The sequence below is a fragment of the Escherichia sp. MOD1-EC6819 genome, from assembly GCF_002965765.1.
GTDB classification, from domain to species: domain Bacteria; phylum Pseudomonadota; class Gammaproteobacteria; order Enterobacterales; family Enterobacteriaceae; genus Escherichia; species Escherichia ruysiae.
The window spans coordinates 274122-298974 of the sequence record NZ_PTRG01000006.1; the positions used below are offsets into that span (position 1 = coordinate 274122).

Genomic DNA, 24853 nt, shown 5'->3' on the forward strand with positions numbered 1-24853 from the left:
TTCACCAGACTTAGAGCCTTTCCCAGTAGGCGTAATCGTTGCAGGCAGTTTGGACACGGACAACGCGGAGAAACCGGAGCGTACACGTAGTACGTGAGGATTTCGAGCACCGCCCGGAGCCAAACTGGCAAATAAAATAGCCTAATGGGATAGGCTCTTAACATTATTTCGTGTTTTTCGACGACGGTAATTCAATGCGGAAACAAACGTCTTGCCCGCTCTCGTCGACCAGATACAGTTCCCCCTGCATACGGCGAATACAATCCCTGGCAATGCTTAATCCCAGACCGCTGCCCTTTACCGCCCCTTTTCGCTGGTGGCTTCCCTGAAAAAAGGGTTCGAAGATCATGGCGCGCTCCTCTTGCGGAATGGGCGTGCCTGTATTGATGACATCAATATAAACCCGCGCACCATGTAAACTACTGCGAAGGCAAATGTTACCGGATTCAGCCCCGTAGTGCACCGCATTGGAGTAAAGATTATCCAGTACGCTCATCAGCAGCATTGGCTCCGCCAGGCAAGTTGTTGCTTTGAGATCGACGTCGGTATGCATCATTTTAGCCCGTGCTGGCAAGCTGTGAGCGGAAACCACCATCTCTACCAGCGGTGCCAGCTCTACGTTCTCCAGCTCCACCGCGCCGTCCGCCTGTTTACGGTTGTAATCAAGCAGTTGTTCGATCAGTTTTTGCAAATTGCGGCTACTGCTATCAAGAATGCTCACCACCTCTTTTTGCTCTGGCGTAAGCGGCCCGACAACCTGGTCAGCCAGTAATTCAGTGCCCTCGCGCATACTCGCCAGTGGCGTTTTTAATTCATGAGATAAATGTCTTAAAAATTGATGGCGTTGGGATTCCAGCCATGACAGGCGCTCACTTAACCAAAGAATACGTTGCCCAACCGAGCGTAATTCACTCGGTCCACTGAACGAAACGCTATTGCCCAGTGAGCGCCCCTCCCCCAGACGGTTGATCATCCGTTCAATATTTTTCACCGGGCCGATAATCATCCGCGTGAAAAGCAACACCATCACCAGACTCACCAGAAATAGCACCAGCGACTGCCAACCAAAATATTGCCCACGTTCGGCGATTTCGCGTTGTAACTGCTGCCCGCGAGAGAACACCACAGTGCGAGTGGCTTGTACCATTTCGGTATTGGCATTGGCGAAGGCTTCCAGACGCGCGGCGGCGGCAGCATCAGGACCGCTGTTGTTACACTGAAGTTGAGCCAGATTATTCAAATCCTGACGCAATGCCTGGTAAAGTTTATCGTCCGGCAGCACACCTGCGTGGGCATCGAGCATTTCGCTGTAACGCTTGCGCTGGCTTTGATAAACCTTCGCAAGCGTAGGGTCGTCCAGCACGCAATACTGACGGTAGCTACGCTCCATCTCCAGCGCCGCGTTGGTCATCGCTTCACTGCGCCGGGCATCGATAAGCGTAGTGCGGTTAACCAGCGCCGCCTGATCGCTAAGCGCATTCAGGCTTTGCCAGGCTTGCCATGCCAGTACCAACAGAGGGAGCAAAATGAGCAAGAATGCCAGCATTACCAGTTGTCGTAATGAGCGGGGAAAAACGGGCCAGCGTTTCAAGGTGTTACTCTCGTCAGACGCGAATAGAGTGATGCTAACCGAGGGGACGTTCAGATACAACAAAGCCGGGAATTACCCGGCTTTGTTGTGGAATAAGGCGGTGCCTAACTCGACGTTTCGCCCGATGGTTGATATAGCTAAGCTGATATCAGAAGTTGGACGGCAGGCACCTTGTTGTGCGTCATTCTAATTTTATGTAGCACGTCCCGAAGGGGCTGACATAAGCGGATGAATGAGCCACTGGTTATTATTATGCAGTAACTGTGCCAATAAATAAAATAGTTTGGTAACGTACTGATAAAGCGTGAGTTTGATGGATTAATGGCTGCCCCACTGCTTGGCTATAAATCAGCCACTGTGTCGCTTAAAAGAGACATCTGAAGCTAAAATTATTCGTTTTAAATTAAATCAATAAGTTAAGTGTCACCTATAAGCGACACGATAACTCACACATTGTCGTGATTTACAGACACAAAAAAGCTCCCGGAGCTGGGAGCTTATAACTGTTGGCTAAGTGGTTGTGTAATGCCGGATGCGGCGTAAACGCTTTATCCGGCCTACAAAATCTTGCGAATTCAATATATTGCAAAACCATCCGAGCCAACCAGGTAAGCATAGCGCATCAGGCGATGCGCATATTGCCCGATACCTTAACCCAGCTGCTTACGCGCATTGCGGAAAATACGCATCCACGGACCATCCTCGCCCCAGTTTTCCGGATGCCAGGAGTTGCTGACAGTACGGAAAACACGCTCCGGGTGCGGCATCATAATGGTGACACGACCGCTTTCAGTCGTGACCGCCGTAATGCCGTTCGGGGAACCGTTCGGGTTAGCCGGGTAAGTTTCGGTGACCTTGCCGAAGTTATCGACATAACGCAGCGCCACCAGCCCTTTGCTTTCCAGTGCTGCCAGATGCGCCGCATCGCGTACTTCAACACGCCCTTCACCGTGAGAAACGGCAATCGGCATCTGTGAACCCACCATCCCCTGCAACAGCAGCGACGGGCTTTGGGTTACTTCTACCAGGCTGAAACGCGCTTCAAAGCGATCGGAGGTGTTACGCACAAAACGTGGCCACAACTCGCTACCCGGGATCAGTTCACGCAGATTAGACATCATTTGGCAACCGTTACATACCCCCAGCGCCAGCGTTTGCGGACGGTGAAAGAAGGTTGCAAACTCATCGCGTACACGATTATTGAACAGGATTGATTTCGCCCAACCTTCACCGGCACCCAGCACATCACCGTAGGAGAAACCACCGCACGCCACCAGAGCGTGGAAATCCTCCAGGCCAGTGCGTCCAGCCAGCAGGTCGCTCATATGCACGTCGATAGCATCGAAGCCCGCACGGTGGAACGCTGCCGCCATTTCCACATGCGAGTTCACGCCCTGCTCACGCAGTACGGCAACTTTCGGGCGCGCGCCAGTAGCAATAAACGGTGCCGCCACATCTTCGTTGATATCGAACGACAATTTCACATTCAGACCCGGATCGGCGTCATTAGATTTCGCCTGATGCTCCTGATCGGCACACTCCGGGTTGTCACGCAGGCGCTGCATCTGCCAGGTGGTTTCTGCCCACCAGACACGCAACGTAGTACGGCTTTCGCTGAATACAGCCTGCCCGTTGGCGGTAATCACAAAACGGTCTCCAGATACCGCCTGGCCGACATAATGGACGCAATCAGCAAGGCCATACTGTGCCAGTACGGCTTCGACCGCTTCACGGTCAGCGGCACGTACCTGAATCACTGCCCCCAGCTCTTCGTTAAACAACGCCGCCAGGCGATCGTCACCCAGAGTGGCGATATCCGCTTCAATACCGCAATGACCGGCAAACGCCATTTCCGCCAGCGTCACCAGCAGGCCACCGTCAGAGCGGTCGTGGTACGCAAGCAGTTTACGCTGTGCAACCAGCGCCTGAATCGCGTCATAGAAGCCTTTCAGTTGCGCGACGTCACGCACATCTGCCGGTTTGTCGCCAAGCTGACGATAAACCTGCGCCAGCGCCGTTGCGCCCAGCGCGTTATTGCCTTTGCCCAAATCAATCAGCAGCAGTGCGTTATCTTCGGTAGAAAGCTGCGGCGTGATGGTGTGACGCACATCTTCCACGCGGGCAAATGCAGAAATGACCAGTGACAGCGGCGACGTCATTTCGCGTTCTTCGTTACCTTCCTGCCAGCGGGTTTTCATCGACATGGAGTCTTTACCCACCGGGATCGTCAGGCCCAGCGCCGGGCAAAGCTCTTCACCCACCGCTTTTACGGCTTCATACAGACCCGCATCTTCGCCAGGATGACCTGCAGCCGCCATCCAGTTGGCGGAAAGTTTGATGCGTTTGATATCGCCAATCTGCGTAGCGGCGATGTTGGTTAACGCTTCACCAACTGCCAGACGGGCAGAGGCGGCGAAATCCAGCAGCGCAACCGGCGCACGTTCGCCAATTGCCATCGCTTCACCGTAGTAGCTGTCGAGGCTGGCGGTAGTGACCGCGCAGTTAGCGACCGGCACCTGCCACGGACCCACCATCTGATCGCGCGCCACCATGCCGGTTACGCTGCGGTCGCCAATGGTCACAAGGAAGGTTTTCTCTGCCACAGTCGGCAGATGCAGCACGCGTTTCACCGCGTCAGCAATGGTGATCCCTTCACGAGCCAGCGCATCGCCCTTCGCTTTCAGCGTTTGTACATCGCGGGTCATCTTCGGCGTTTTGCCAAGCAGCACGTCCAGCGGCAGATCGATTGGCTGATTATCAAAATGACGATCGTGCAGAGAAAGATGCAGTTCTTCGGTCGCTTCACCAATCACCGCGTATGGCGCACGTTCACGTTTACACAATTCGTCAAACAGCGGTAACTGATCGGCTGCAACCGCCAGCACGTAGCGTTCCTGGGATTCGTTACACCAGATTTCCAGCGGGCTCATGCCCGGTTCATCGCTCAGAATATCGCGCAGTTCGAATTTACCACCGCGTCCGCCGTCGCTCACCAGTTCCGGCATAGCGTTAGAAAGACCGCCCGCGCCAACGTCATGGATAAACAGAATTGGGTTGGCATCACCCAACTGCCAGCAACGGTCGATCACTTCCTGGCAACGACGCTCCATCTCCGGGTTATCGCGCTGTACGGAAGCAAAATCGAGGTCGGCATCAGACTGACCAGACGCCATGGAAGACGCCGCGCCGCCGCCAAGGCCGATGTTCATTGCCGGGCCGCCGAGAACGACCAGCTTCGCGCCGACGTTGATCTCACCTTTTTGTACGTGATCGGCGCGAATATTGCCGATCCCGCCCGCCAGCATGATCGGTTTGTGATAACCGCGCAGCTCTTCGCCGTTGTGGCTGTTCACTTTTTCTTCATACGTACGGAAATAGCCGTTCAGTGCCGGACGACCAAATTCATTGTTAAACGCCGCGCCGCCCAGCGGGCCTTCGGTCATGATATCCAGTGCAGTAACAATACGTTCAGGCTTACCGAAATCTTCTTCCCACGGCTGTTCAAAGCCAGGGATACGCAGGTTGGATACGGAGAAACCGACCAGGCCGGCTTTCGGCTTCGCGCCGCGTCCGGTTGCGCCTTCATCACGGATTTCGCCGCCGGAACCAGTCGCCGCGCCCGGCCACGGAGAAATCGCCGTCGGGTGGTTGTGGGTTTCTACTTTCATCAGGATGTGCGCCGGTTCCTGATGATAGTCGTAGCGACCTGTTTCGTGGTCAGCAAAGTAGCGGCCCACTTCAGAACCTTCCATTACGGCGGCGTTATCTTTATAAGCAGAGAGAACGTGATCCGGCGTGGTTTCGAAGGTGTTTTTGATCATCTTGAACAGCGATTTCGGCTGCTGTTCACCGTCAATAATCCAGTCTGCGTTAAAAATCTTATGACGGCAGTGCTCAGAGTTCGCCTGGGCGAACATATAAAGCTCTATGTCGTTCGGGTTACGACCAAGCTTCGTGAAAGCATCCTGCAGATAGTCAATTTCATCTTCCGCCAGTGCCAGGCCAAGACGCAGGTTAGCGTCGATTAGCGCCTGACGCCCCTGCCCCAGCAAATCAACGCTGGTAACCGGAGTCGGTTGATGATGAGCAAACAGCTGCTCTGCATCATCTAAAGCGAAAAAGACCGTTTCCATCATGCGGTCGTGCAGTTCAGCGGTAACCTGCTGCCATTGGTCATTGGTCAGCGTACCGGCTTCTACATAGTAAGCAACGCCGCGCTCAAGGCGGTTTACCTGTTGCAGCCCGCAGTTATGGGCGATATCGGTCGCTTTCGAAGACCAGGGAGAGATGGTGCCTGGACGCGGGGTCACCAGCAGGAGTTTACCTTGCGGGGCGTGGCTGGCGAGTGCCGGGCCATATTTCAGCAGGCGTTCAAGTTGTGCGTGCTCATCATCGTTTAACGGCGCATTGAGGTCAGCAAAATGGACATACTCGGCGTAAATGTTGTGAACCGGGAGCCTGGCAGCCTGAAAACGTGCCAGCAGTTTGTTGATTCGGAATGCCGACAATGCAGGCGAACCACGCAGAATTTCCATCATAAGTCTCTCGTCTTCTAAGCTTTCGGTGTACCCAAGGGGGGGAAACGGGCGTCATTATAAAGAATCTGATGCGCTGACGAAACCGTTTGCGTGGAAATAAAATCGCCCTCATGAATTAGCAACGCGTGCCGCCAATCTCTGTAATAAGTTGCCAACTGGCGCAAGTTTACGCAAAATGCCGCTCATTTATGAGTAAACCTTTCAATAGCATTACGATCTTTCAGGCTGGGACGCGCACGACACAGAGAATTAACTAATTGAAAAAATTAAAGATTAATTATCTGTTCATCGGCATTCTGGCACTGCTTCTCGCGGTCGCTCTCTGGCCATCCATTCCCTGGTTTGGTAAAGCCGACAATCGTATCGCCGCCATTCAAGCGCGGGGAGAGTTGCGCGTGAGCACCATTCATACTCCCCTGACATATAACGAAATCAACGGTAAACCTTTTGGCCTGGATTACGAACTGGCAAAACAGTTTGCCGATTACCTCGGCGTAAAACTGAAAGTCACCGTACGGCAGAACATCAGCCAGTTGTTTGACGATCTCGATAACGGTGATGCCGATCTGCTGGCGGCGGGACTGGTCTATAACAGCGAAAGGGTTAAAAATTATCAGCCTGGCCCAACCTATTATTCCGTTTCACAACAACTGGTCTATAAAGTAGGTCAGTATCGACCACGGACGCTGGGCAATCTGACGGCGGAACAGTTGTCCGTCGCTCCCGGGCATGTTGTCATTAACGATCTGCAAAAACTGAAAGAGACTAAGTTCCCGGAATTAAGCTGGAAAGTGGACGACAGAAAAGGTTCTGTGGAGTTAATGGAAGATGTTATCGAAGGTAAGCTGGATTACACCATTGCCGATTCTGTCGCTATCAGCCTGTTTCAGCGCGTTCACCCGGAACTTGCTGTGGCACTGGATATCACCGATGAACAACCGGTAACCTGGTTTAGTCAATTAGATAACGATAATACGCTTTCTGCGGCTCTGCTCGACTTCTTCAATGAAATGAATGAGGACGGCACACTGGCGCGTATTGAAGAGAAATATCTCGGACATGGCGATGATTTTGATTACGTTGATACGCGCACATTTTTACGCGCCGTTGATGCAGTACTGCCGCAGTTAAAGCCGCTGTTTGAGAAATACGCCGAAGAAATTGACTGGCGTTTGCTGGCCGCGATTGCTTATCAGGAATCGCACTGGGATGCACAGGCCACTTCGCCGACCGGTGTACGCGGCATGATGATGTTAACCAAAAATACCGCGCAAAGCCTGGGCATTACCGACCGCACTGATGCCGAACAAAGCATCAGCGGTGGCGCGCGTTACTTACAGAATATGATGAGTAAAGTGCCAGAGAGCGTGCCAGAAAATGAGCGGATCTGGTTTGCGCTCGCCGCCTATAATATGGGCTATGCGCATATGCTGGACGCCCGCACCCTGACGGCAAAAACCAAAGGCAATCCTGACAGTTGGGCCGATGTCAAACAGCGTCTGCCTTTACTTAGCCAGAAACCCTATTACAGCAAGCTGACTTACGGCTACGCGCGTGGGCATGAAGCCTATGCTTATGTCGAAAATATTCGTAAGTATCAGATTAGCCTGGTGGGTTATCTGCAAGAGAAAGAGAAGCAGGCTACAGAAGCGGCGATGCAACTGGCGCAGGATTATCCGGCGGTATCACCTGCTGAATTAGGAAAGGGAAAATTTCCCTTTCTCTCGTTTCTTTCGCAGTCGTCATCTAATTATCTGACGCACTCCCCTTCTCTACTGTTTTCCAGGAAGGGAAGTGAAGAGAAACGAAATTAATCTGTAGCAGGTTGCGCTTTTTTCTGCGCTTTGATTTCCTGGCGGCGCATTCGGAAAAAATCGCTGAGTAGCGCCGCGCACTCATCTGCCAGTATTCCTTCCGTAATTTCCACTCGATGATTCATACCAGGATGGTGCAGCACATCCATTAATGATCCGGCGGCACCAGTTTTCGCATCACGAGCGCCAAAGACTACGCGACCAATGCGGCTGTGAATCATCGCTCCGGCGCACATCACGCATGGCTCCAGCGTGACATACAACGTGGCGTCGATCAGGCGATAATTCTGCAACACCAGCCCTCCTTGCCGCAGCGCCATGATTTCTGCATGTGCAGTAGGATCATGACGGCCAATCGGACGATTCCATCCTTCGCCGATTACGCGATTGTTATGCACTAATACCGCGCCGACCGGCACTTCTCGCTCGTCCCAGGCACGTTTCGCCAGCGTCAGCGCATGACGCATCCAGTATTCGTGGCTAAATTCGACTTCAGACAAAAAGAAAACTCCGGTTATAAAAGCGCGGCGCATTATACACGGACGCTATGCTTTACTCTATTCCAGTTGCTGGAGTTCACCGCGAGGCGTTACCCGCCAGCGATGCTGACAAAAATAGAGTAGCGGATTGTCCTGATTACTGTCGCTATAGCCACTGTACAGCCGCAGCGGTGTGCCGATTTTGCGTTCCAGTTGCGCGACTTTTTCATAACCGAGACAGCGCATGGTCAGCACCCAGCCACCATAGCCGCGCTGGATCTGACTGGCGATAAGATTAACGCGTGGCAGCCACGGCGTATCGAAATAAACCGCTTCGACCAAAGCCTGAGGGGAACCGGTAATCAACCAAATATCAGCATCGGAGCTTAGCAGATAGCTGGTCAGACGTTCCTGCACTAGCGGGAAAGCAGTGACATTGTCGCGAAACCAATGCACGAAATTGGCTTGTAACGCCTGTAAACGTGCTTCGCTATGACCAAAGGTACAACCCCATAGCAGCAGACTCATCGGCCAACGTGCCGCTCGCCCCTTGATTAATAATGCAATGACAATGACCGGCAACAGCGGCAGAACAAGTAACGCATTCAGCGGCTGTCGGCGCAGTAAGTAGCGCAGAAAACTGCCAAACATATCCTGTTGATGCAATGTTCCATCTAAGTCAAAAAACACCACACGACGCTCGTGAGTTGCCAAACCACACCCCTCTGGACTGATACATCCTGATTAATTTTCACTACCAGATAGCCTAACAGATAGATCATCACTTTTCCGGCAACAATCTATCGCATAATGGTTGACTGGAATTTTTAATTCATGGCAATTAACTTTGATGGAATATAATATTCTCTCGCTTGTGTCTCATATTGCCTGTTGTCGCCATTAATTCATCGCGAGGAAAGATATGAACGGCCTACTTCGTATCCGTCAGCGTTACCAGGGGCTTGCCCAGAGTGATAAAAAGCTGGCGGATTATCTCCTGCTACAACCGGACACTGCCCGCCACCTTAGTTCCCAACAACTGGCCAACGAAGCCGGAGTCAGTCAGTCAAGCGTAGTGAAGTTCGCGCAAAAACTTGGCTATAAAGGTTTTCCGGCACTTAAATTGGCGTTAAGCGAAGCTCTGGCAAGCCAACCGGAATCACCTTCCGTACCCATTCATAACCAAATTCGCGGTAATGATCCGTTACGACTGGTTGGCGAAAAACTGATTAAAGAAAACACGGCTGCCATGTACGCAACACTGAACGTCAATAGTGAGGAGAAGCTACATGAATGCGTGTCGATGCTTCGTTCTGCGCGACGGGTTATTCTGACTGGTATCGGCGCTTCCGGTCTGGTGGCGCAGAATTTTGCCTGGAAGCTGATGAAGATTGGTTTTAATGCTGCCGCTGAGCGTGATATGCACGCGTTGCTTGCTACAGTACAAGCTTCGTCACCGGACGATTTGTTATTAGCCATCTCATACACAGGTGTACGGCGCGAGTTAAACCTGGCAGCAGATGAAATGCTACGAGTGGGTGGAAAAGTGCTGGCAATCACCGGTTTTACCCCCAATGCCCTGCAACAGCGCGCTTCTCATTGCCTGTATACCATTGCCGAAGAACAAGCGACAAACAGTGCTTCGATCTCCGCATGTCATGCTCAGGGAATGTTAACGGATTTGCTGTTCATTGCGCTGATCCAGCAGGATCTGGAACTGGCACCTGAACGTATTCGTCATAGTGAGGCGCTGGTGAAAAAACTGGTTTGAGTAAAGAATGCGCGTATAATGCCCGCCCGGTTTGTGTTGTTTTGAGAGTTTCCTTATGGCGCTGTTAATCACTAAAAAATGCATCAATTGTGATATGTGTGAACCCGAATGCCCGAATGAGGCGATTTCGATGGGTGAACATATCTACGAGATTAACAGCGATAAGTGTACCGAATGCGTAGGTCACTACGAGACGCCAACCTGCCAGAAAGTGTGCCCGATCCCCAATACTATTGTGAAAGATCCGGCGCATGTTGAAACAGAAGAACAGTTGTGGGACAAATTTGTGCTGATGCATCATGCGGATAAGATTTAGTATTTTGCCTCTGGAGCAGGATATTACTTATTCACTCGTGTAAAAACGAAATTATTATATTTATTTTCATGATGTCATTAATAAAAACATTCGTTGAATGAATTTCTATAATATCTGCGCAGACACTTAATTATCATTATTAAAGGCGCGTCAGACTGGTTAAGCCGACGCGCCTTAAGTACGTTTCCTGATGTTATAAGAACAGAAGGATCAGCTGTAAAACAGCAATGACGACTTTAATTACCCGTTTAATAAGGTATCGACAATCAGTCATTCGTTTTTCCTTAAACAAGGAATGCAGCCGTTCAGATTAGCCCTTACATCTCCCCAAAACTGAACGTGCGAGTTATTGAGGGTACATGCTGCACTCCGCACCAGAGCTTTGACGACACCACTCGTTTCAATGGGGGAATTCAGTGATATGGTGTAAAGCACAGCAAAATCTCCAATAACGAAGCCAATTTTAAAGTGCTTATGAATTAGCAGTCACGTTAATCTTTCCATCACTATCGAATTCTTCGTCAAGGCTCGAGTTTTTATGCTAAAGATTGCAAGTTGCTTGTAAAAGATAACCCCCCTGATCCATAATCACTCTCGTTGAGGGTGCGTGCTGCACAATATTATTTAAGTTAAAAAGTAAAACCCCCGTTCCTTACCAGTTCGGGGGTTTTACTTTTTAAAAGAACGGTATTATTTAGGTGTTCGAGAAAGAGTTTTAACTTTCAATTATTACCGTGGCGCAAGCATAGTGGCGTTCATCTGCCAGCGTCACATGCATATGTGCGACACCCAGCTTTTCTGCCAATTTTAACGCCTCGCCCCACAACCGCAACCGTGGCTTGCCGAGTTCATCGTTGAACACTTCAAACTGATTAAATGCCAGGCCATTGCGGATCCCTGTACCAAACGCTTTTGCCGCCGCTTCTTTCACGGCAAAACGCTTCGCCAGAAAACGCACCGGCTGATGGTGCGTTTTCCAGATCTCCCATTCATTATCGCTTAATACGCGTCGTGCCAGGCGATCGCCGGATCGGGCGATCACCGCTTCAATACGGGCGATCTCCACGATATCCGTGCCTAAACCTAATATTGCCATTAGCCACGCGCTTCCAGCATCAGACGCTTCATTTCTGCCACCGCATCTTTCAGTCCGGTCATCACTGCACGACCAATAATGGCATGACCGATATTCAGTTCATGCATCTCAGGGATGGCGGCAATGGCTTTCACGTTGTGATAGGTCAGACCGTGTCCGGCGTTAACTTTCAGACCGAGACTTGCGGCAAAGGTCGCGGCTTTGGCGATACGCGCCAGCTCTTGCGCCTGTTCGGCGTCAGTTTTGGCATCAGCATAGCAACCGGTGTGGATCTCGATAAACGGTGCGCCAACCTCTGCCGCAGCTTTGATCTGCTCTTCATCGGCGTCGATAAACAGTGAGACCTGAATCCCGGCCTCCGCCAGACGCTTGCAGGCATCGCGCATTTTGTCACGCTGCCCTGCGACGTCCAGGCCGCCTTCGGTTGTTACTTCCTGACGCTTTTCCGGTACCAGGCAGCAAAAATGTGGCTTCGTCTCAACGGCGATCGCCAGCATCTCTTCGGTCACCGCCATCTCCAGATTCATGCGGGTATCCAGCGTCTGACGCAGGATGCGCACATCGCGGTCAGTAATGTGGCGGCGATCTTCACGTAAATGCACGGTAATGCCGTCTGCTCCCGCCTGCTCGGCAATAAACGCCGCCTGCACCGGATCCGGGTAAGCAGTACCGCGCGCGTTACGCAGCGTTGCAATATGGTCAATGTTGACGCCTAACAGTAATTCAGCCATGACAATCCTCATCAGTCATTATGTGTTTTCACTGTTCGCTTAGGCATAAACTGCCGGAACAGTTCCCTGCTTTTTAAAGGTTTACCGCCAAGATAAGGCTTAAGCGCCATGCGGGTAAAGCGTTTCGCGGCACGCAATGTGTCGGCGTCAGGAAACTCCCGCTCGTATAACGCTTTCAACTGTCTCCCGGTGAAAGTTTTATTGTCGATAACTACGCTGGCGATAAATCCTTTTTCTTCGCGATAACGATACGTCATGGTGTCATCTACCGGCTCACCGCTACCCGCACAATGGGTAAAGTTGACGCCATAACCCAGATGCCCCAACAACGCCAGCTCAAAGCGACGCAACGCCGGTTCTGGCGTACCAGTGGCACCTGCCAGAGACTGAATGCAGTGCAAGTAATCAAAAAAGAGTTCCGAGAAGCGGGTCTCGTATTCCAGCACGCGGGAGAGAAGTTCGTTGATGTACAGACCGCTGTAAAGCGTAACACCACTTAATGGCAGCGCCAGTGAGACAGCTTCGGCACTGCGCAGAGTTTTGACTTCACCGCGCCCACCGAAGCGTAGCAAGAGAGGCGTGAAAGGCTGCAATGCGCCTTTCAGGGTAGAACGTTTTGAACGTGCGCCTTTAGCAACCAGACGCACGCGTCCCGATTCCTCCGTGAAGACGTCCAGCATCAGGCTGGTTTCGCTCCACGGGCGACTATGCAGGACAAATGCGCGCTGCCAGCCTTCCATCGGAGTAACTCTTAGAGATCGTCAACGTAACCGAGACTACGCAGCGCACGTTCGTCATCGGCCCAGCCGGATTTCACTTTCACCCACAGCTCAAGGTGGACAGGCGCTTCGAACATTTCCTGCATGTCTTTACGCGCTTCAATCCCGATGGTTTTGATCTTGGCCCCTTTGTTGCCAATCACCATCTTCTTCTGCCCTTCACGCTCAACGAGAATCAAACCATTGATGTCATAACCGCCGCGTTCGTTAGAGACGAAACGTTCGATCTCCACGGTCACGGAGTACGGCAGTTCAGCACCGAGGAAACGCATCAGTTTTTCACGGATGATTTCAGACGCCATAAATCGCTGCGAGCGATCGGTGATGTAATCTTCCGGGAAGTGATGGGTCGCTTCAGGCAGATGCTTACGCACGATTGCTGCGATAGTGTCGACATTCAGCCCGGTTTCGGCAGAGATCGGTACGATATCGAGAAAATTCATCTGGCTTGCCAGGAACTGCAGATGCGGCAGCAGATCGGCTTTCTCCTGCACGTTGTCCACTTTGTTCACCGCGAGGATCACCGGCGCTTTACCGTCACGCAGCTTATTGAGCACCATTTCATCGTCCGGCGTCCAGCGGGTGCCTTCAACGACAAAAATCACCAGCTCAACGTCGCCAATGGAGCTGCTCGCCGCTTTGTTCATCAGGCGGTTAATGGCGCGTTTTTCTTCCATATGCAGACCCGGAGTATCGACGTAGATCGCCTGATACGCGCCTTCAGTATGGATACCCACAATGCGGTGACGGGTTGTCTGCGCTTTGCGGGAAGTGATGGAGATTTTCTGCCCCAACAGTTTGTTCAGCAATGTGGATTTGCCAACGTTCGGACGTCCGACGATAGCAATAAATCCGCAGTAACTTTTATCGATGCTCATTCCAGCTCCAGTTTTTTCAACGCCTGTTCGGCGGCAGCCTGTTCAGCCTTACGACGGCTTGAACCTGTGCCAACCACCGGTTCGCTCAGGCCGCTAACCTGGCAGTGGATAGTAAATTCCTGATCGTGCGCTTCGCCACGTACCTGAACTACCAGATAAGTTGGCAGAGGCAGATGGCGCCCCTGCAAATATTCTTGCAAGCGCGTTTTCGGATCTTTTTGTTTATCGCCTGGGCTAATTTCGTCCAGACGGGTTTGATACCAGTTAAGGATTAATTTCTCGACGGTCTGAATATCGCTGTCGAGGAATACGCCGCCAATTAATGCTTCGACGGTGTCAGCAAGAATCGACTCGCGACGAAATCCACCGCTTTTAAGTTCACCCGGCCCTAAACGTAAGCACTCGCCTAACTCAAATTCGCGTGCCAGTTCAGCCAGCGTATTGCCACGAACCAGCGTGGCGCGCATCCGGCTCATATCGCCTTCATCCACACGAGGGAAACGGTGATACAGCGCATTGGCGATAACGTAGCTCAAAATAGAGTCGCCTAAAAATTCTAAACGCTCGTTATGTTTGCTGCTGGCACTACGATGGGTTAATGCCTGCTGCAACAGCTCCTGATGATTAAAAGTGTAGCCCAGCTTCCGTTGAAGCCGATTAATTACGATGGGGTTCATGCGATACCAATAAATAAATGCGTCAACAATTCAGCACACGAAACAGACCTGATATGCAGGGTTCTGCTAACAGCTTTGCAGCAGTTTCAGTTGACCTGTATATGGGGACCAACGCTGTTTCGTGTGCCGTGGCGACCTGGAGGTGCCAACCTTAAACTTCGGGGGAATATTCTATACACAACGACGGGGGATGTCGTTAGTCACGGGAGATTTATCTCATAAATAATTCACGTTGTCGCCATAACGGCGACAACGTGAACGAAGATAAGCTATTAATGGATGCCGCCAATACGACTTAAGCGCACACCAGTCGGCCATTCGCCTTCTTGCTTATCGAAACTCATCCAGATAGCCGTTGCCCGACCGACCAGATTCGCTTCCGGCACAAAGCCCCAGTAACGGCTGTCCGCGCTGTTGTCGCGGTTGTCACCCATCATGAAGTATTGGCCCGGCGGAACAATCCAGGTTGCCAGTTGTTGTCCTGGCTGCTGGTAATACATCCCCACCTGATCCTGCGCAATCGGCACGGTCAGGATACGATGCGTTACATCGCCCAGTGTCTCTTTACGTTCAGAAAGACGAATTCCATTTTCTTTGGTTTCGTTTTTCGGCACCTCAAAGAATCCGCTGGTTGCTTCCCCGCCGTTACGACGCGAGAAGGTCTGAACGAAATCGCTCGGTTCCACGTTTGAGTAGGTGACCGGCAGCGCGTTTTCACACGCCTGACCGGAACTGCATCCCGGTTGAATAGTCACCTCTTTCGCAACCGGATCGTAAGTGACTTTATCGCCCGGTAAACCCACCGCACGCTTGATGTAATCAAGCTTTGGATCTTCCGGGTATTTAAAGACCACGATATCGCCACGTTTCGGATGACCGGTTTCGATCAGCGTTTTCTGGTAGATAGGATCTTTAATGCCGTAAGCAAACTTCTCTACCAGAATAAAGTCACCGATTAACAGAGTCGGCATCATCGAACCTGACGGGATCTGGAACGGTTCATAAATAAACGAACGCACAATCAATACGATAGCCAGCACCGGAAATACAGAAGCGCCGGTTTCGAGCCAACCTGGCTTCGGCGCAACTTTTTTCAGCGTTGCTTTATCCAGTGAGTCCCCGGCAGCTGCTTGCGCTGCTGCCTGACGTTCCCGCCGTTTAGGTGCGAAAAAGAATTTATCCACGCACCACAAAATGCCCGTCACCAGTGTGGCAATCACCAGAATCAGGGCAAACATATTCGCCATGCCAACTCCTAATGGTTATTTGTTGTCTTTGCCGACGTGCAGAATGGCGAGGAACGCTTCCTGCGGCAGTTCGACGTTACCGATCTGCTTCATGCGTTTCTTACCTTCTTTCTGCTTCTGCAGCAGCTTTTTCTTACGGCTGATATCGCCGCCATAACATTTAGCCAGTACGTTTTTACGCAGCTGTTTCACGGTGGAACGCGCAATGATGTGCGTTCCAATCGCAGCCTGAATGGCGATATCAAACTGCTGGCGGGGGATCAGATCTTTCATCTTCTCCACCAGCTCGCGACCACGGTTTTGCGAATTATCACGGTGGGTGATCAACGCCAGCGCATCAACACGTTCACCGTTGATTAATACGTCTACACGTACCATGTCGGATGCCTGGAAGCGTTTGAAGTTGTAATCCAAAGACGCATAACCACGCGAGGTAGATTTCAGGCGATCGAAGAAGTCGAGTACCACTTCCGCCATAGGGATCTCATACGTCAGTGCCACCTGGTTACCGTGATAAACCATGTTGGTCTGTACGCCGCGTTTTTCTACGCATAGCGTAATGACGTTACCAAGATACGCCTGCGGCAGCAGCATGTGACACTCTGCTATCGGTTCGCGCAATTCATAGATGTTATTCACCGCTGGCAGCTTGGATGGGCTGTCGACGTAGATAACTTCTTTCGCCGTAGTTTCTACTTCATACACTACTGTCGGAGCGGTAGTAATCAGGTCAAGGTCGTACTCGCGTTCCAGACGTTCCTGAATGATCTCCATGTGCAGCAGGCCGAGGAAGCCGCAGCGGAAACCAAAGCCCAGCGCCGTGGAGCTTTCTGGCTCATAGAACAATGAGGCATCGTTCAGGCTAAGTTTGCCCAGCGCATCGCGGAAGGCTTCATAGTCGTCAGAACTTACCGGAAACAGACCGGCGTAAACCTGCGGTTTGACTTTTTTAAATCCTGGCAGCGCCTTTTCTGCCGGATTACGCGCCAGCGTTAAGGTGTCACCGACTGGTGCGCCGTGGATATCTTTAATCGCACATACCAACCAGCCTACTTCGCCACATTTCAGTTCTGTACGGTCAACTTGCTTCGGCGTGAAAATACCCAGACGGTCGGCGTTATAAGTCTGCCCGGTACTCATGACTTTCACTTTGTCGCCCTTACGCAGGGTGCCGTTTTTAATACGGATAAGTGAGACAACGCCCAGGTAGTTGTCGAACCAGGAGTCGATAATCAGAGCCTGCAACGGGCCTTCCGGATCGCCTTCCGGCGGTGGGATGTCGCGCACCAGACGTTCAAGAACGTCCTGCACACCAACGCCGGTTTTCGCCGAGCAACGCACTGCGTCGGTGGCGTCGATACCAACGATATCTTCAATTTCTTCCGCCACGCGTTCCGGATCGGCTGCCGGTAAGTCAATCTTATTCAGTACCGGCACCACTTCAAGATCCATTTCCATTGCGGTGTAGCAGTTTGCCAGGGTTTGCGCTTCTACGCCCTGCCCGGCGTCAACCACCAGCAATGCACCTTCACAAGCGGCCAGCGAACGCGATACTTCATAAGAGAAGTCCACATGACCCGGGGTGTCGATAAAGTTAAGTTGATAGGTTTCGCCATCGGACGCTTTATAGTCCAGCGTCACGCTCTGCGCTTTGATAGTTATGCCACGCTCACGCTCAAGATCCATGGAATCGAGAACCTGTGCCTCCATTTCACGGTCAGACAGGCCACCGCAGATCTGGATAATACGGTCAGACAGCGTCGATTTACCGTGGTCAATGTGAGCTATGATCGAAAAGTTACGTATATTCTTCATAAAGTATGATTATTGTGCCTTAATGCCCGGTTAACCAGGCTTTTAGAAGTCGCTGTTCTGAGCTTAACGTCTGTATTAATAGAAACGCCGCATTCTACACTACAACATTGAGGCGAGGAAATGTTCATACCGTATGGATTGTGGTATCTGGAAACGTCCTCGCATTTGTTATGCAAAATACAACAAAGCCAGTGAAATCACTGGCTCGCGTCTTCCGAAGATGTTTCAAATCGCACAAGGCCAGGCGGCAATGCCACACTTAAAATGACAGGTTGCCACTCTGCCCGGGCAGCAAACTTACGTGAGAATCCACGCGCAATGAGGAATCCGCCAACGCCGCCGAGAATCGCACCACATAATGCTGCAATATCTGAAGCAAAGAGTAGCTGAAATAACGAAGCGATGAAGAATAATCCCACCAACGGCGACATATAAACCAGTAATGCGGAGCTGAGCAGGCTGCCTTCGGCGATTCCTAATTCCACTTTTTGCCCCGGCACTAACGGTTCATCACAGGGTACGACGATGGTATGCGTGGTTTGCGGGCCAAGTTTATTTAACACGCGGCTACCGCAACCAGCACGGGAAGCACAGCTGCTACATGAGGCTTTGACATCACAACTGACCAGCGCCTGCCCGTTTTTCCAGGAGACAACAGTGGCCCACTCTTTAATCATTGCCCTGCCCCAAACTTAATATTCTCGGCAATGCGCTTCGCCGTTTGCGGTGGCAGTTCACCAACAATGGTGATTTCGGCGTTATCGCGTACGCTGGTACTGACGGTTCTGCGTCCGGTGCGCAACATCTGATCGGTGCTCGATGGCGTAGCGCGGTTAACGTTTACCGAGAAGCTGAATAATCCGTCGGAATAGAGACGTGATTCGATAGGCATGTTGTCCATCGTCGGTAACGGACGCCGACTGCTGGAGACTTCACTAAAGCCCTGCGGCAACCAGGTTGGAGTCCAGTTAAATTTGGCTTTTTCACCCACAGGTACAGAAAGCAGCGGTGGCAAGTTCGCTTTCGCCAGCGTCTGCATACTGCTGCTGATATCCTGATTGACGTTGAAAGCAATCACACGGAATTGTTCCAGCGTTTCACCATCGCGATCAAGGAGATCTACCCGCATCGGTAATTTCGATTCGGTGTCCATCCATACGATGTAGCTGTAGCGTGTGCCATCACGAGCTACTACGCGGATTACCTCACATAGGCGGTCGGCAATACGCGTACGCCCCACGGAGATAAAGTCGTAGTAAGGAGAAAGACGTTTGAAATCGGTATAGATGAGCGATGGCAGAGAATCAACAATGTAATCGCCATTAAGTGTGAACGGTTCAAGACCCGGTTCAAAATAGCTGATTTCATTGCCGCGCTGTACCACTTCCCGGCGCGGGCCATCCATTTGCAACAACTGTGCAAGAGGACGGTTATCGAGGCGTGCATGTCGATAACGCAGAGACTCAACACCTTGTTTATTGATGCTGATGAATGACAGCTCGTAATTCAGTGACTGGCTAGCCAGGTTCATCTGCTGTAATAACGCCCCGGACGCAGGGGTGGCCGAGGCGTTAGCAGAGAATAACAGGCTACCTGTCACTAATGACATGGCAAACCAAAGTTGCTTCATTACTGCGATTGCGTTCCTAAAGTTTGAATTCCTGGCACCTGTACAGCGGCTTGCTGTGTCTGGGCCTGCTCAAACTGAAGCTGTTCGGAGTGGAGTCGACGTTGCAGTTCGTAATCCTGCAACATGGCATTAATGCGACGACGCTGCTCCTGTACCTGCTGCTGTTGACCATTGTTCGTAGTCGCTTCAGAAGGCACTCCCAGACTTACCGGACTGGCTTTACCCATCATCGGCAGAGTATTAAATACCGGAGTTTCGGGCTGCTGGGACGTTTCAGATTGTCCATTATAGTGCTGGACGCCAACGATAACTGCAAGCGATACACACGCCGCTACGCCCATTTGGGTAAGCTGTGCCGCCCACGGACGGACTTTCTGCCAGAATGGCATTTTCTGCCATTGATGCGGTGCAGGCTGAGCCTCTGGGATCAATGTCGTCGGTTGACGTACTGGCTCTTCTTCAATGGCAGCCATCACGCGGGAAGAGATATCGAAATGAAGTACCTCGGGAGTATCACCCCGCATAGAGTCACGGATTAAGTGATAGTTTTCCCAGGTTTTCTGCATTTCCGGGTTGTGAGCCAGTTCGTTAAACAGCTCACTATCCAGCGTTTCGCCATCCATTAAAGCGGAAAGTTGTTCTTTCTGCATGCCTAATACCCTTATCCAGTATCCCGCTATCGTCAACGCCTGATAAGCGGTTGAACTTTATTATCAATAGCTTCCCTCGCACGGAAGATACGTGAACGCACCGTACCCACCGGACAATCCATGATAGCGGCTATCTCTTCATAGCTCAGGCCATCCAGCTCCCGCAAGGTTATTGCCATGCGTAAATCTTCCGGGAGGGACTCAATAGTTCGGAAAACTATCTGTCTCAGTTCTTCTGACAACATTAAGTTCTCAGGGTTCGAAATTTCTTTCAGCGCGCCGCCACTTTCGAAGTTTTCAGCTTCAATGGCATCCACATCACTGGAAGGTGGACGACGCCCCTGAGCAACCAGGTAATTTTTTGCCGTATTAACAGCAATCCGATACAGCCATGTATAAAAAGCACTATCTCCCCGGAACGAATCCAGCGCACGATAGGCTTTAATAAAAGCTTCTTGTACCACATCGGGAACATCACCCGACGGCACATAGCGGGAAACCAGACTCGCCACCTTATGCTGATAGCGCACTACCAGTAAGTTAAAGGCTTTCTGATCTCCCTTCTGGACCCGCTCAACCAGGACCTGGTCCGTTAACTGCTCGCTCATCCGAGGTAAAATCTCCCCAAACCAAATTTCCACGCGCTATCGAAACGCCACTCCATTAGCTGCAATTTGAGCAAGCAAAGGGTTAGAGTGTCTCGTTTTTGTAAAGTTCCGTAACGCATCTGTTTTTGTTTGTCATGCTGTAGACGGATCATTATCTATCATTATAAGTCTACAGAATCTGAATAACGCATTATCTGTGTAGAAATGCCCATTTAACTGCCTGAAGAGTAACCCAACGGCCTTTTTATTTCACCACCTAATCCTCCGCCGACGAGCAACTTCTCTTTTTCCCGTCTTCCTGAATCAACATGTTTAGCCCTTGTAACAAACATCAAAATAACAGATGTTTAATTGTACAACATGATGCTATGCTGACCGAACGGTGTTTAGTAAATTAAACAATCAAAATGAATATTTTCCCTGAACATTCTTGTGATGTGTTGATTATTGGTAGCGGTGCCGCCGGGCTTTCACTGGCGCTACGTCTGGCGGATAAGCATCAAGTCATCGTTCTAAGTAAAGGTCAAGTTACAGAAGGCTCGACGTTTTACGCCCAGGGCGGAATTGCCGCCGTGTTTGATGAAACTGACAGCATCGATTCCCATGTGGAAGATACCTTAATTGCTGGTGCCGGAATTTGCGATCGCCATGCAGTTGAATTTGTTGCCAGCAATGCGCGTTCCTGCGTGCAATGGTTGATCGACCAGGGGGTGTTGTTTGATACCCACGTTCGGCCAAATGGCGAAGAGAGCTACCATCTGACCCGTGAAGGTGGACATAGTCACCGTCGTATTCTTCATGCCGCCGACGCCACTGGTAAAGAAGTAGAAACCACGCTGGTGAGCAAGGCGCAGAACCATCCGAATATTCGCGTGCTGGAACGCAGCAACGCAGTCGATCTGATTATTTCTGACAAAATTGGTCTGCCGGGTACGCGGCGGGTTGTTGGCGCGTGGGTATGGAATCGCAATAAAGAAGCGGTAGAAACCTGGCACGCAAAAGCGGTAGTGCTGGCAACCGGAGGCGCATCGAAAGTTTATCAGTATACCACCAATCCTGATATATCCTCCGGCGATGGTATTGCCATGGCCTGGCGCGCGGGTTGCCGGGTTGCTAATCTTGAATTTAATCAGTTCCACCCTACCGCACTGTATCATCCACAGGCTCGAAATTTCCTGTTAACGGAAGCTTTACGTGGCGAAGGCGCTTATTTGAAACGCCCGGACGGTACACGATTTATGCCCGATTTTGATGATCGCGGCGAACTGGCACCGCGCGATATTGTTGCTCGTGCTATTGATCACGAAATGAAGCGCCTCGGCGCGGATTGTATGTTCCTCGATATCAGCCATAAACCTGCGGATTTTATTCGTCAGCATTTCCCGATGATTTATGAAAAGTTATTGGGACTGGGTATTGATCTCACGAAAGAGCCTGTCCCAATAGTGCCCGCTGCGCACTACACCTGCGGTGGCGTGATGGTAGATGATTATGGGCGTACCGACGTTGATGGCCTGTATGCCATTGGTGAAGTCAGCTATACAGGATTACATGGCGCTAACCGAATGGCCTCTAACTCATTGCTGGAGTGTCTGGTCTACGGCTGGTCGGCAGCGGAAGATATTGCAAAGCGTATGCCCTATGTGCGCGGAGTCAGTACGTTACCGCCGTGGGATGAAAGCCGCGTTGAGAATCCTGATGAACTGGTGGTGATTCAACATAACTGGCATGAGTTACGCCTGTTTATGTGGGATTACGTGGGCATTGTACGCACAACAAAGCGCCTGGAGCGCGCCCTGCGGCGGATCAATATGTTGCAGCAGGAGATAGATGAATATTATGCTCACTTCCGTGTGTCGAATAATTTGCTGGAGCTGCGTAATCTGGTGCAGGTTGCCGAGTTGATTGTTCGCTGCGCGATAATGCGCAAAGAGAGTCGGGGCTTGCATTACACGCTGGATTACCCGGAGCTACTCGCGCATTCCGGTCCGTCGATTCTCACCCCCGGCAATCATTACATAAACAGATAAAAAGCCTGGGTCAGCGCCGTATACGCTTCGGAATAGTTCTGGTCTGGCCCACGAATCACTAAGCGATCGCTAAAACACTCCCCCGCCTGTGGGGAGAATGCCAGCAGCACCCGATGCGGCAGTCGCGCTTCGTTTTCCGCCACATCCGTCCGTAAACGTAAATGCCAGCCCATATTTAACGCCAGTTCAGTAAAACCATTACCGACCTGTTCTGGCAGCACCACGCAGAAAAATCCCTCTTCGGTAATGCATTCTGCCGCGCAAGTGAGCAACGTCTGGTGATCAAGTGTAGTGGTATAGCGCGCCTGCTCCCGCTGTGGTGTTGCGCACTCTACTCCCTGCTGATAATACGGCGGGTTGCTGATAATTAAATCAAAACGCGCAGACTGCTGGGTAATCCACTGCTGAATATCCACCGTATGGACGTTAATCCGCTCTGCCCACGGGGAGTGCACGATATTTTCCTGCGCCTGGGCAGCCGCTTCATTTTCAATTTCAACCGCATCGATTATCACGCCATCATCGGTGCGCTGCGCCAGCATCAAAGCCAATAAGCCGCTACCGCTGCCGATATCAAGGCAGCGTTTTACCCCAGCCACAGGAGCCCATGCGCCCAGCAAAATTCCATCCGTTCCCACTTTCATTGCACAGCGATCGTGTGCGACAAAAAACTGTTTAAAAGTAAATCCATTACGACGAAGCACGGATGTAGACTGTGACATGAAAATAAAACCTTGCTGGAAAAACGGCGATAGCGCCGGGTAAGAACAATACCTGAGAAGCGATATCCATACAAACAGATGAAGATTGCAGCCGTAACGTCTATAATCAGCGCCCCACACAGAGGTAGAACATGACTGTAACGACTTTTTCCGAACTTGAACTCGACGAAAGCCTGCTGGAAGCACTCCAGGATAAAGGTTTCACTCGCCCGACCGCCATTCAGGCTGCCGCCATTCCGCCTGCGCTCGATGGCCGTGATGTACTCGGTTCTGCGCCGACAGGCACCGGTAAAACGGCGGCGTATCTGCTGCCAGCGTTGCAGCACCTGCTCGATTTCCCGCGTAAGAAATCCGGTCCGCCGCGTATTTTGATCCTCACCCCAACTCGCGAGCTGGCGATGCAGGTGGCCGATCATGCCCGCGAACTGGCGAAACATACGCATCTGGATATTGCCACCATCACCGGTGGCGTGGCTTATATGAACCACGCAGAAGTGTTCAGCGAAAACCAGGACATCGTGGTCGCCACAACTGGTCGTCTGCTGCAGTATATAAAAGAAGAGAACTTCGATTGCCGCGCGGTTGAAACGCTGATCCTCGATGAAGCAGACCGTATGCTGGATATGGGCTTCGCCCAGGATATCGAACATATTGCTGGCGAAACTCGCTGGCGTAAACAAACCCTGCTCTTCTCGGCAACGCTGGAAGGCGATGCTATTCAGGATTTTGCTGAGCGTCTGCTCGAAGATCCGGTGGAAGTTTCTGCGAATCCGTCCACCCGTGAGCGCAAAAAGATTCATCAGTGGTATTACCGCGCCGATGATCTTGAGCATAAAACTGCGTTGCTGGTGCATCTGTTAAAACAGCCGGAAGCGACTCGCTCAATTGTCTTTGTGCGTAAGCGTGAGCGTGTGCATGAACTGGCAAACTGGCTGCGCGAAGCGGGCATCAACAACTGCTATCTCGAAGGTGAGATGGTGCAAGGCAAACGCAACGAAGCGATCAAACGCCTGACCGAAGGCCGCGTTAACGTACTGGTTGCAACTGATGTTGCCGCGCGTGGTATCGACATTCCGGATGTCAGCCACGTCTTTAACTTCGATATGCCGCGCAGTGGCGATACTTATTTGCACCGTATCGGGCGTACCGCTCGCGCTGGCCGTAAAGGCACCGCAATTTCACTGGTTGAAGCTCATGACCATCTGCTGCTGGGCAAAGTTGGCCGTTATATTGAAGAGCCAATTAAAGCTCGCGTAATTGATGAGTTACGCCCGAAAACGCGTGCGCCAAGCGAGAAACAGACCGGCAAGCCATCGAAAAAAGTGTTGGCAAAACGCGCCGAGAAGAAAAAGGCTAAAGAGAAAGAGAAGCCACGGGTGAAAAAACGCCATCGCGATACCAAAAATATTGGTAAGCGCCGCAAACCAAGCGGAACGGGCGTGCCGCCGCAAACGACAGAAGAGTAATCATAATGCCGGGTT

Annotated in this window: 23 protein-coding genes; 5 read left to right on the forward strand and 18 right to left on the reverse strand. The window is 51.5% G+C overall.

Features of this window, described 5'->3' with window-relative positions; all coding sequences use genetic code 11:
- Nucleotides 1–163: 163 nt before the first annotated feature.
- Complete coding sequence (gene qseE, locus A7Z06_RS11035) at nucleotides 164–1591, reverse strand: two component system sensor histidine kinase QseE/GlrK (protein ID WP_024165054.1); 1428 nt, start codon at nucleotides 1589–1591, stop codon at nucleotides 164–166.
- A 650-nt stretch (nucleotides 1592–2241) separates the two neighbouring features.
- Nucleotides 2242–6129, reverse strand: a complete 3888-nt coding sequence (purL, locus tag A7Z06_RS11040) for a phosphoribosylformylglycinamidine synthase (protein WP_000970149.1) — start codon at nucleotides 6127–6129, stop codon at nucleotides 2242–2244.
- A 257-nt stretch (nucleotides 6130–6386) separates the two neighbouring features.
- On the opposite strand from purL, the gene mltF reads away from it, so the two are divergent.
- Entirely contained in the window at nucleotides 6387–7943 is a 1557-nt protein-coding gene (mltF, locus tag A7Z06_RS11050; protein WP_000734183.1) for a membrane-bound lytic murein transglycosylase MltF, read from the forward strand.
- Here the strand turns inward: mltF and tadA are convergent.
- Complete coding sequence (tadA, locus tag A7Z06_RS11055) at nucleotides 7940–8443, reverse strand: tRNA adenosine(34) deaminase TadA (protein WP_024165055.1); 504 nt, start codon at nucleotides 8441–8443, stop codon at nucleotides 7940–7942. The genes mltF and tadA overlap by 4 nt on opposite strands.
- Before the next feature lie 57 nt (nucleotides 8444–8500).
- Nucleotides 8501–9136, reverse strand: coding sequence for a phosphatidylglycerophosphatase C (yfhb, locus tag A7Z06_RS11060; protein WP_000190664.1), 636 nt, complete (start codon nucleotides 9134–9136; stop codon nucleotides 8501–8503).
- A 208-nt stretch (nucleotides 9137–9344) separates the two neighbouring features.
- Here yfhb and A7Z06_RS11065 point away from each other — a divergent pair, with 208 nt between their 5' ends.
- Both A7Z06_RS11065 and yfhL read left to right on the forward strand, forming a co-directional pair.
- Nucleotides 9345–10193 (forward strand): MurR/RpiR family transcriptional regulator, encoded by an 849-nt coding sequence (locus A7Z06_RS11065; RefSeq protein ID WP_001013782.1) that lies wholly within the window; start codon nucleotides 9345–9347, stop codon nucleotides 10191–10193.
- A 55-nt stretch (nucleotides 10194–10248) separates the two neighbouring features.
- Nucleotides 10249–10509, forward strand: a complete 261-nt coding sequence (gene yfhL / locus A7Z06_RS11070; protein WP_001196294.1) for a 4Fe-4S dicluster ferredoxin YfhL — start codon at nucleotides 10249–10251, stop codon at nucleotides 10507–10509.
- Nucleotides 10510–10702: 193 nt separating this feature from the next.
- Here the strand turns inward: yfhL and shoB are convergent, their stop codons facing one another.
- From shoB to rseD, 13 genes are all read right to left on the reverse strand, one after another.
- The gene (gene shoB, locus A7Z06_RS11075; RefSeq protein WP_000128779.1) at nucleotides 10703–10783 is read right to left on the reverse strand and encodes a type I toxin-antitoxin system toxin ShoB; all 81 of its coding nucleotides are present in this window, start codon (nucleotides 10781–10783) and stop codon (nucleotides 10703–10705) included.
- Nucleotides 10784–11224: 441 nt separating this feature from the next.
- On the reverse strand, nucleotides 11225–11605 hold the full coding sequence (acpS, locus tag A7Z06_RS11090; RefSeq protein WP_000986026.1) for a holo-ACP synthase: 381 nt from the start codon (nucleotides 11603–11605) through the stop codon (nucleotides 11225–11227).
- Entirely contained in the window at nucleotides 11605–12336 is a 732-nt protein-coding gene (gene pdxJ / locus A7Z06_RS11095; RefSeq protein WP_001309669.1) for a pyridoxine 5'-phosphate synthase, read from the reverse strand. The genes acpS and pdxJ overlap by 1 nt, the downstream gene beginning before the upstream one ends.
- Nucleotides 12337–12347: 11 nt before the next feature.
- The gene (gene recO, locus A7Z06_RS11100) at nucleotides 12348–13076 is read right to left on the reverse strand and encodes a DNA repair protein RecO (RefSeq protein WP_000399406.1); all 729 of its coding nucleotides are present in this window, start codon (nucleotides 13074–13076) and stop codon (nucleotides 12348–12350) included.
- An 11-nt stretch (nucleotides 13077–13087) separates the two neighbouring features.
- Nucleotides 13088–13993 (reverse strand): GTPase Era, encoded by a 906-nt coding sequence (gene era, locus A7Z06_RS11105; RefSeq protein ID WP_000020737.1) that lies wholly within the window; start codon nucleotides 13991–13993, stop codon nucleotides 13088–13090.
- Nucleotides 13990–14670, reverse strand: coding sequence for a ribonuclease III (rnc, locus tag A7Z06_RS11110; RefSeq protein WP_001068343.1), 681 nt, complete (start codon nucleotides 14668–14670; stop codon nucleotides 13990–13992). The genes era and rnc overlap by 4 nt, the downstream gene beginning before the upstream one ends.
- A 272-nt stretch (nucleotides 14671–14942) precedes the next feature.
- Nucleotides 14943–15917, reverse strand: coding sequence for a signal peptidase I (gene lepB, locus A7Z06_RS11120; RefSeq protein WP_000002532.1), 975 nt, complete (start codon nucleotides 15915–15917; stop codon nucleotides 14943–14945).
- A 15-nt stretch (nucleotides 15918–15932) separates the two neighbouring features.
- The gene (gene lepA / locus A7Z06_RS11125; protein ID WP_000790173.1) at nucleotides 15933–17732 is read right to left on the reverse strand and encodes a translation elongation factor 4; all 1800 of its coding nucleotides are present in this window, start codon (nucleotides 17730–17732) and stop codon (nucleotides 15933–15935) included.
- A gap of 197 nt (nucleotides 17733–17929) precedes the next feature.
- A complete protein-coding gene (rseC, locus tag A7Z06_RS11130) occupies nucleotides 17930–18409 on the reverse strand; it encodes a SoxR-reducing system protein RseC (RefSeq protein ID WP_000589060.1) in 480 nt (159 codons plus the stop codon).
- Nucleotides 18406–19362 (reverse strand): sigma-E factor regulatory protein RseB, encoded by a 957-nt coding sequence (gene rseB / locus A7Z06_RS11135; protein WP_000812045.1) that lies wholly within the window; start codon nucleotides 19360–19362, stop codon nucleotides 18406–18408. The genes rseC and rseB overlap by 4 nt, the downstream gene beginning before the upstream one ends.
- Complete coding sequence (gene rseA, locus A7Z06_RS11140; RefSeq protein WP_001168442.1) at nucleotides 19362–20012, reverse strand: anti-sigma-E factor RseA; 651 nt, start codon at nucleotides 20010–20012, stop codon at nucleotides 19362–19364. The genes rseB and rseA overlap by 1 nt, the downstream gene beginning before the upstream one ends.
- Nucleotides 20013–20044: 32 nt before the next feature.
- Complete coding sequence (gene rpoE, locus A7Z06_RS11145) at nucleotides 20045–20620, reverse strand: RNA polymerase sigma factor RpoE (RefSeq protein ID WP_001295364.1); 576 nt, start codon at nucleotides 20618–20620, stop codon at nucleotides 20045–20047.
- Nucleotides 20617–20772: a rpoE leader peptide RseD gene (rseD, locus tag A7Z06_RS21660; RefSeq protein ID WP_032147913.1), complete on the reverse strand. Its 156-nt coding sequence runs from the start codon at nucleotides 20770–20772 to the stop codon at nucleotides 20617–20619. Before rseD ends, rpoE begins: the two co-directional genes overlap by 4 nt.
- A gap of 255 nt (nucleotides 20773–21027) precedes the next feature.
- Between rseD and nadB the strand changes: the two genes are divergently transcribed.
- On the forward strand, nucleotides 21028–22650 hold the full coding sequence (nadB, locus tag A7Z06_RS11150; protein ID WP_001020198.1) for an L-aspartate oxidase: 1623 nt from the start codon (nucleotides 21028–21030) through the stop codon (nucleotides 22648–22650).
- On the opposite strand, the gene trmN is transcribed toward nadB, so the two are convergent.
- The gene (gene trmN, locus A7Z06_RS11155; protein ID WP_010344389.1) at nucleotides 22635–23372 is read right to left on the reverse strand and encodes a tRNA(1)(Val) (adenine(37)-N(6))-methyltransferase TrmN; all 738 of its coding nucleotides are present in this window, start codon (nucleotides 23370–23372) and stop codon (nucleotides 22635–22637) included. The two genes, nadB and trmN, sit on opposite strands and share 16 nt — an antisense overlap.
- 131 nt (nucleotides 23373–23503) lie before the next feature.
- Between trmN and srmB the strand changes: the two genes are divergently transcribed.
- The gene (gene srmB, locus A7Z06_RS11160) at nucleotides 23504–24838 is read left to right on the forward strand and encodes an ATP-dependent RNA helicase SrmB (RefSeq protein ID WP_000219193.1); all 1335 of its coding nucleotides are present in this window, start codon (nucleotides 23504–23506) and stop codon (nucleotides 24836–24838) included.
- Nucleotides 24839–24853: the final 15 nt, after the last annotated feature.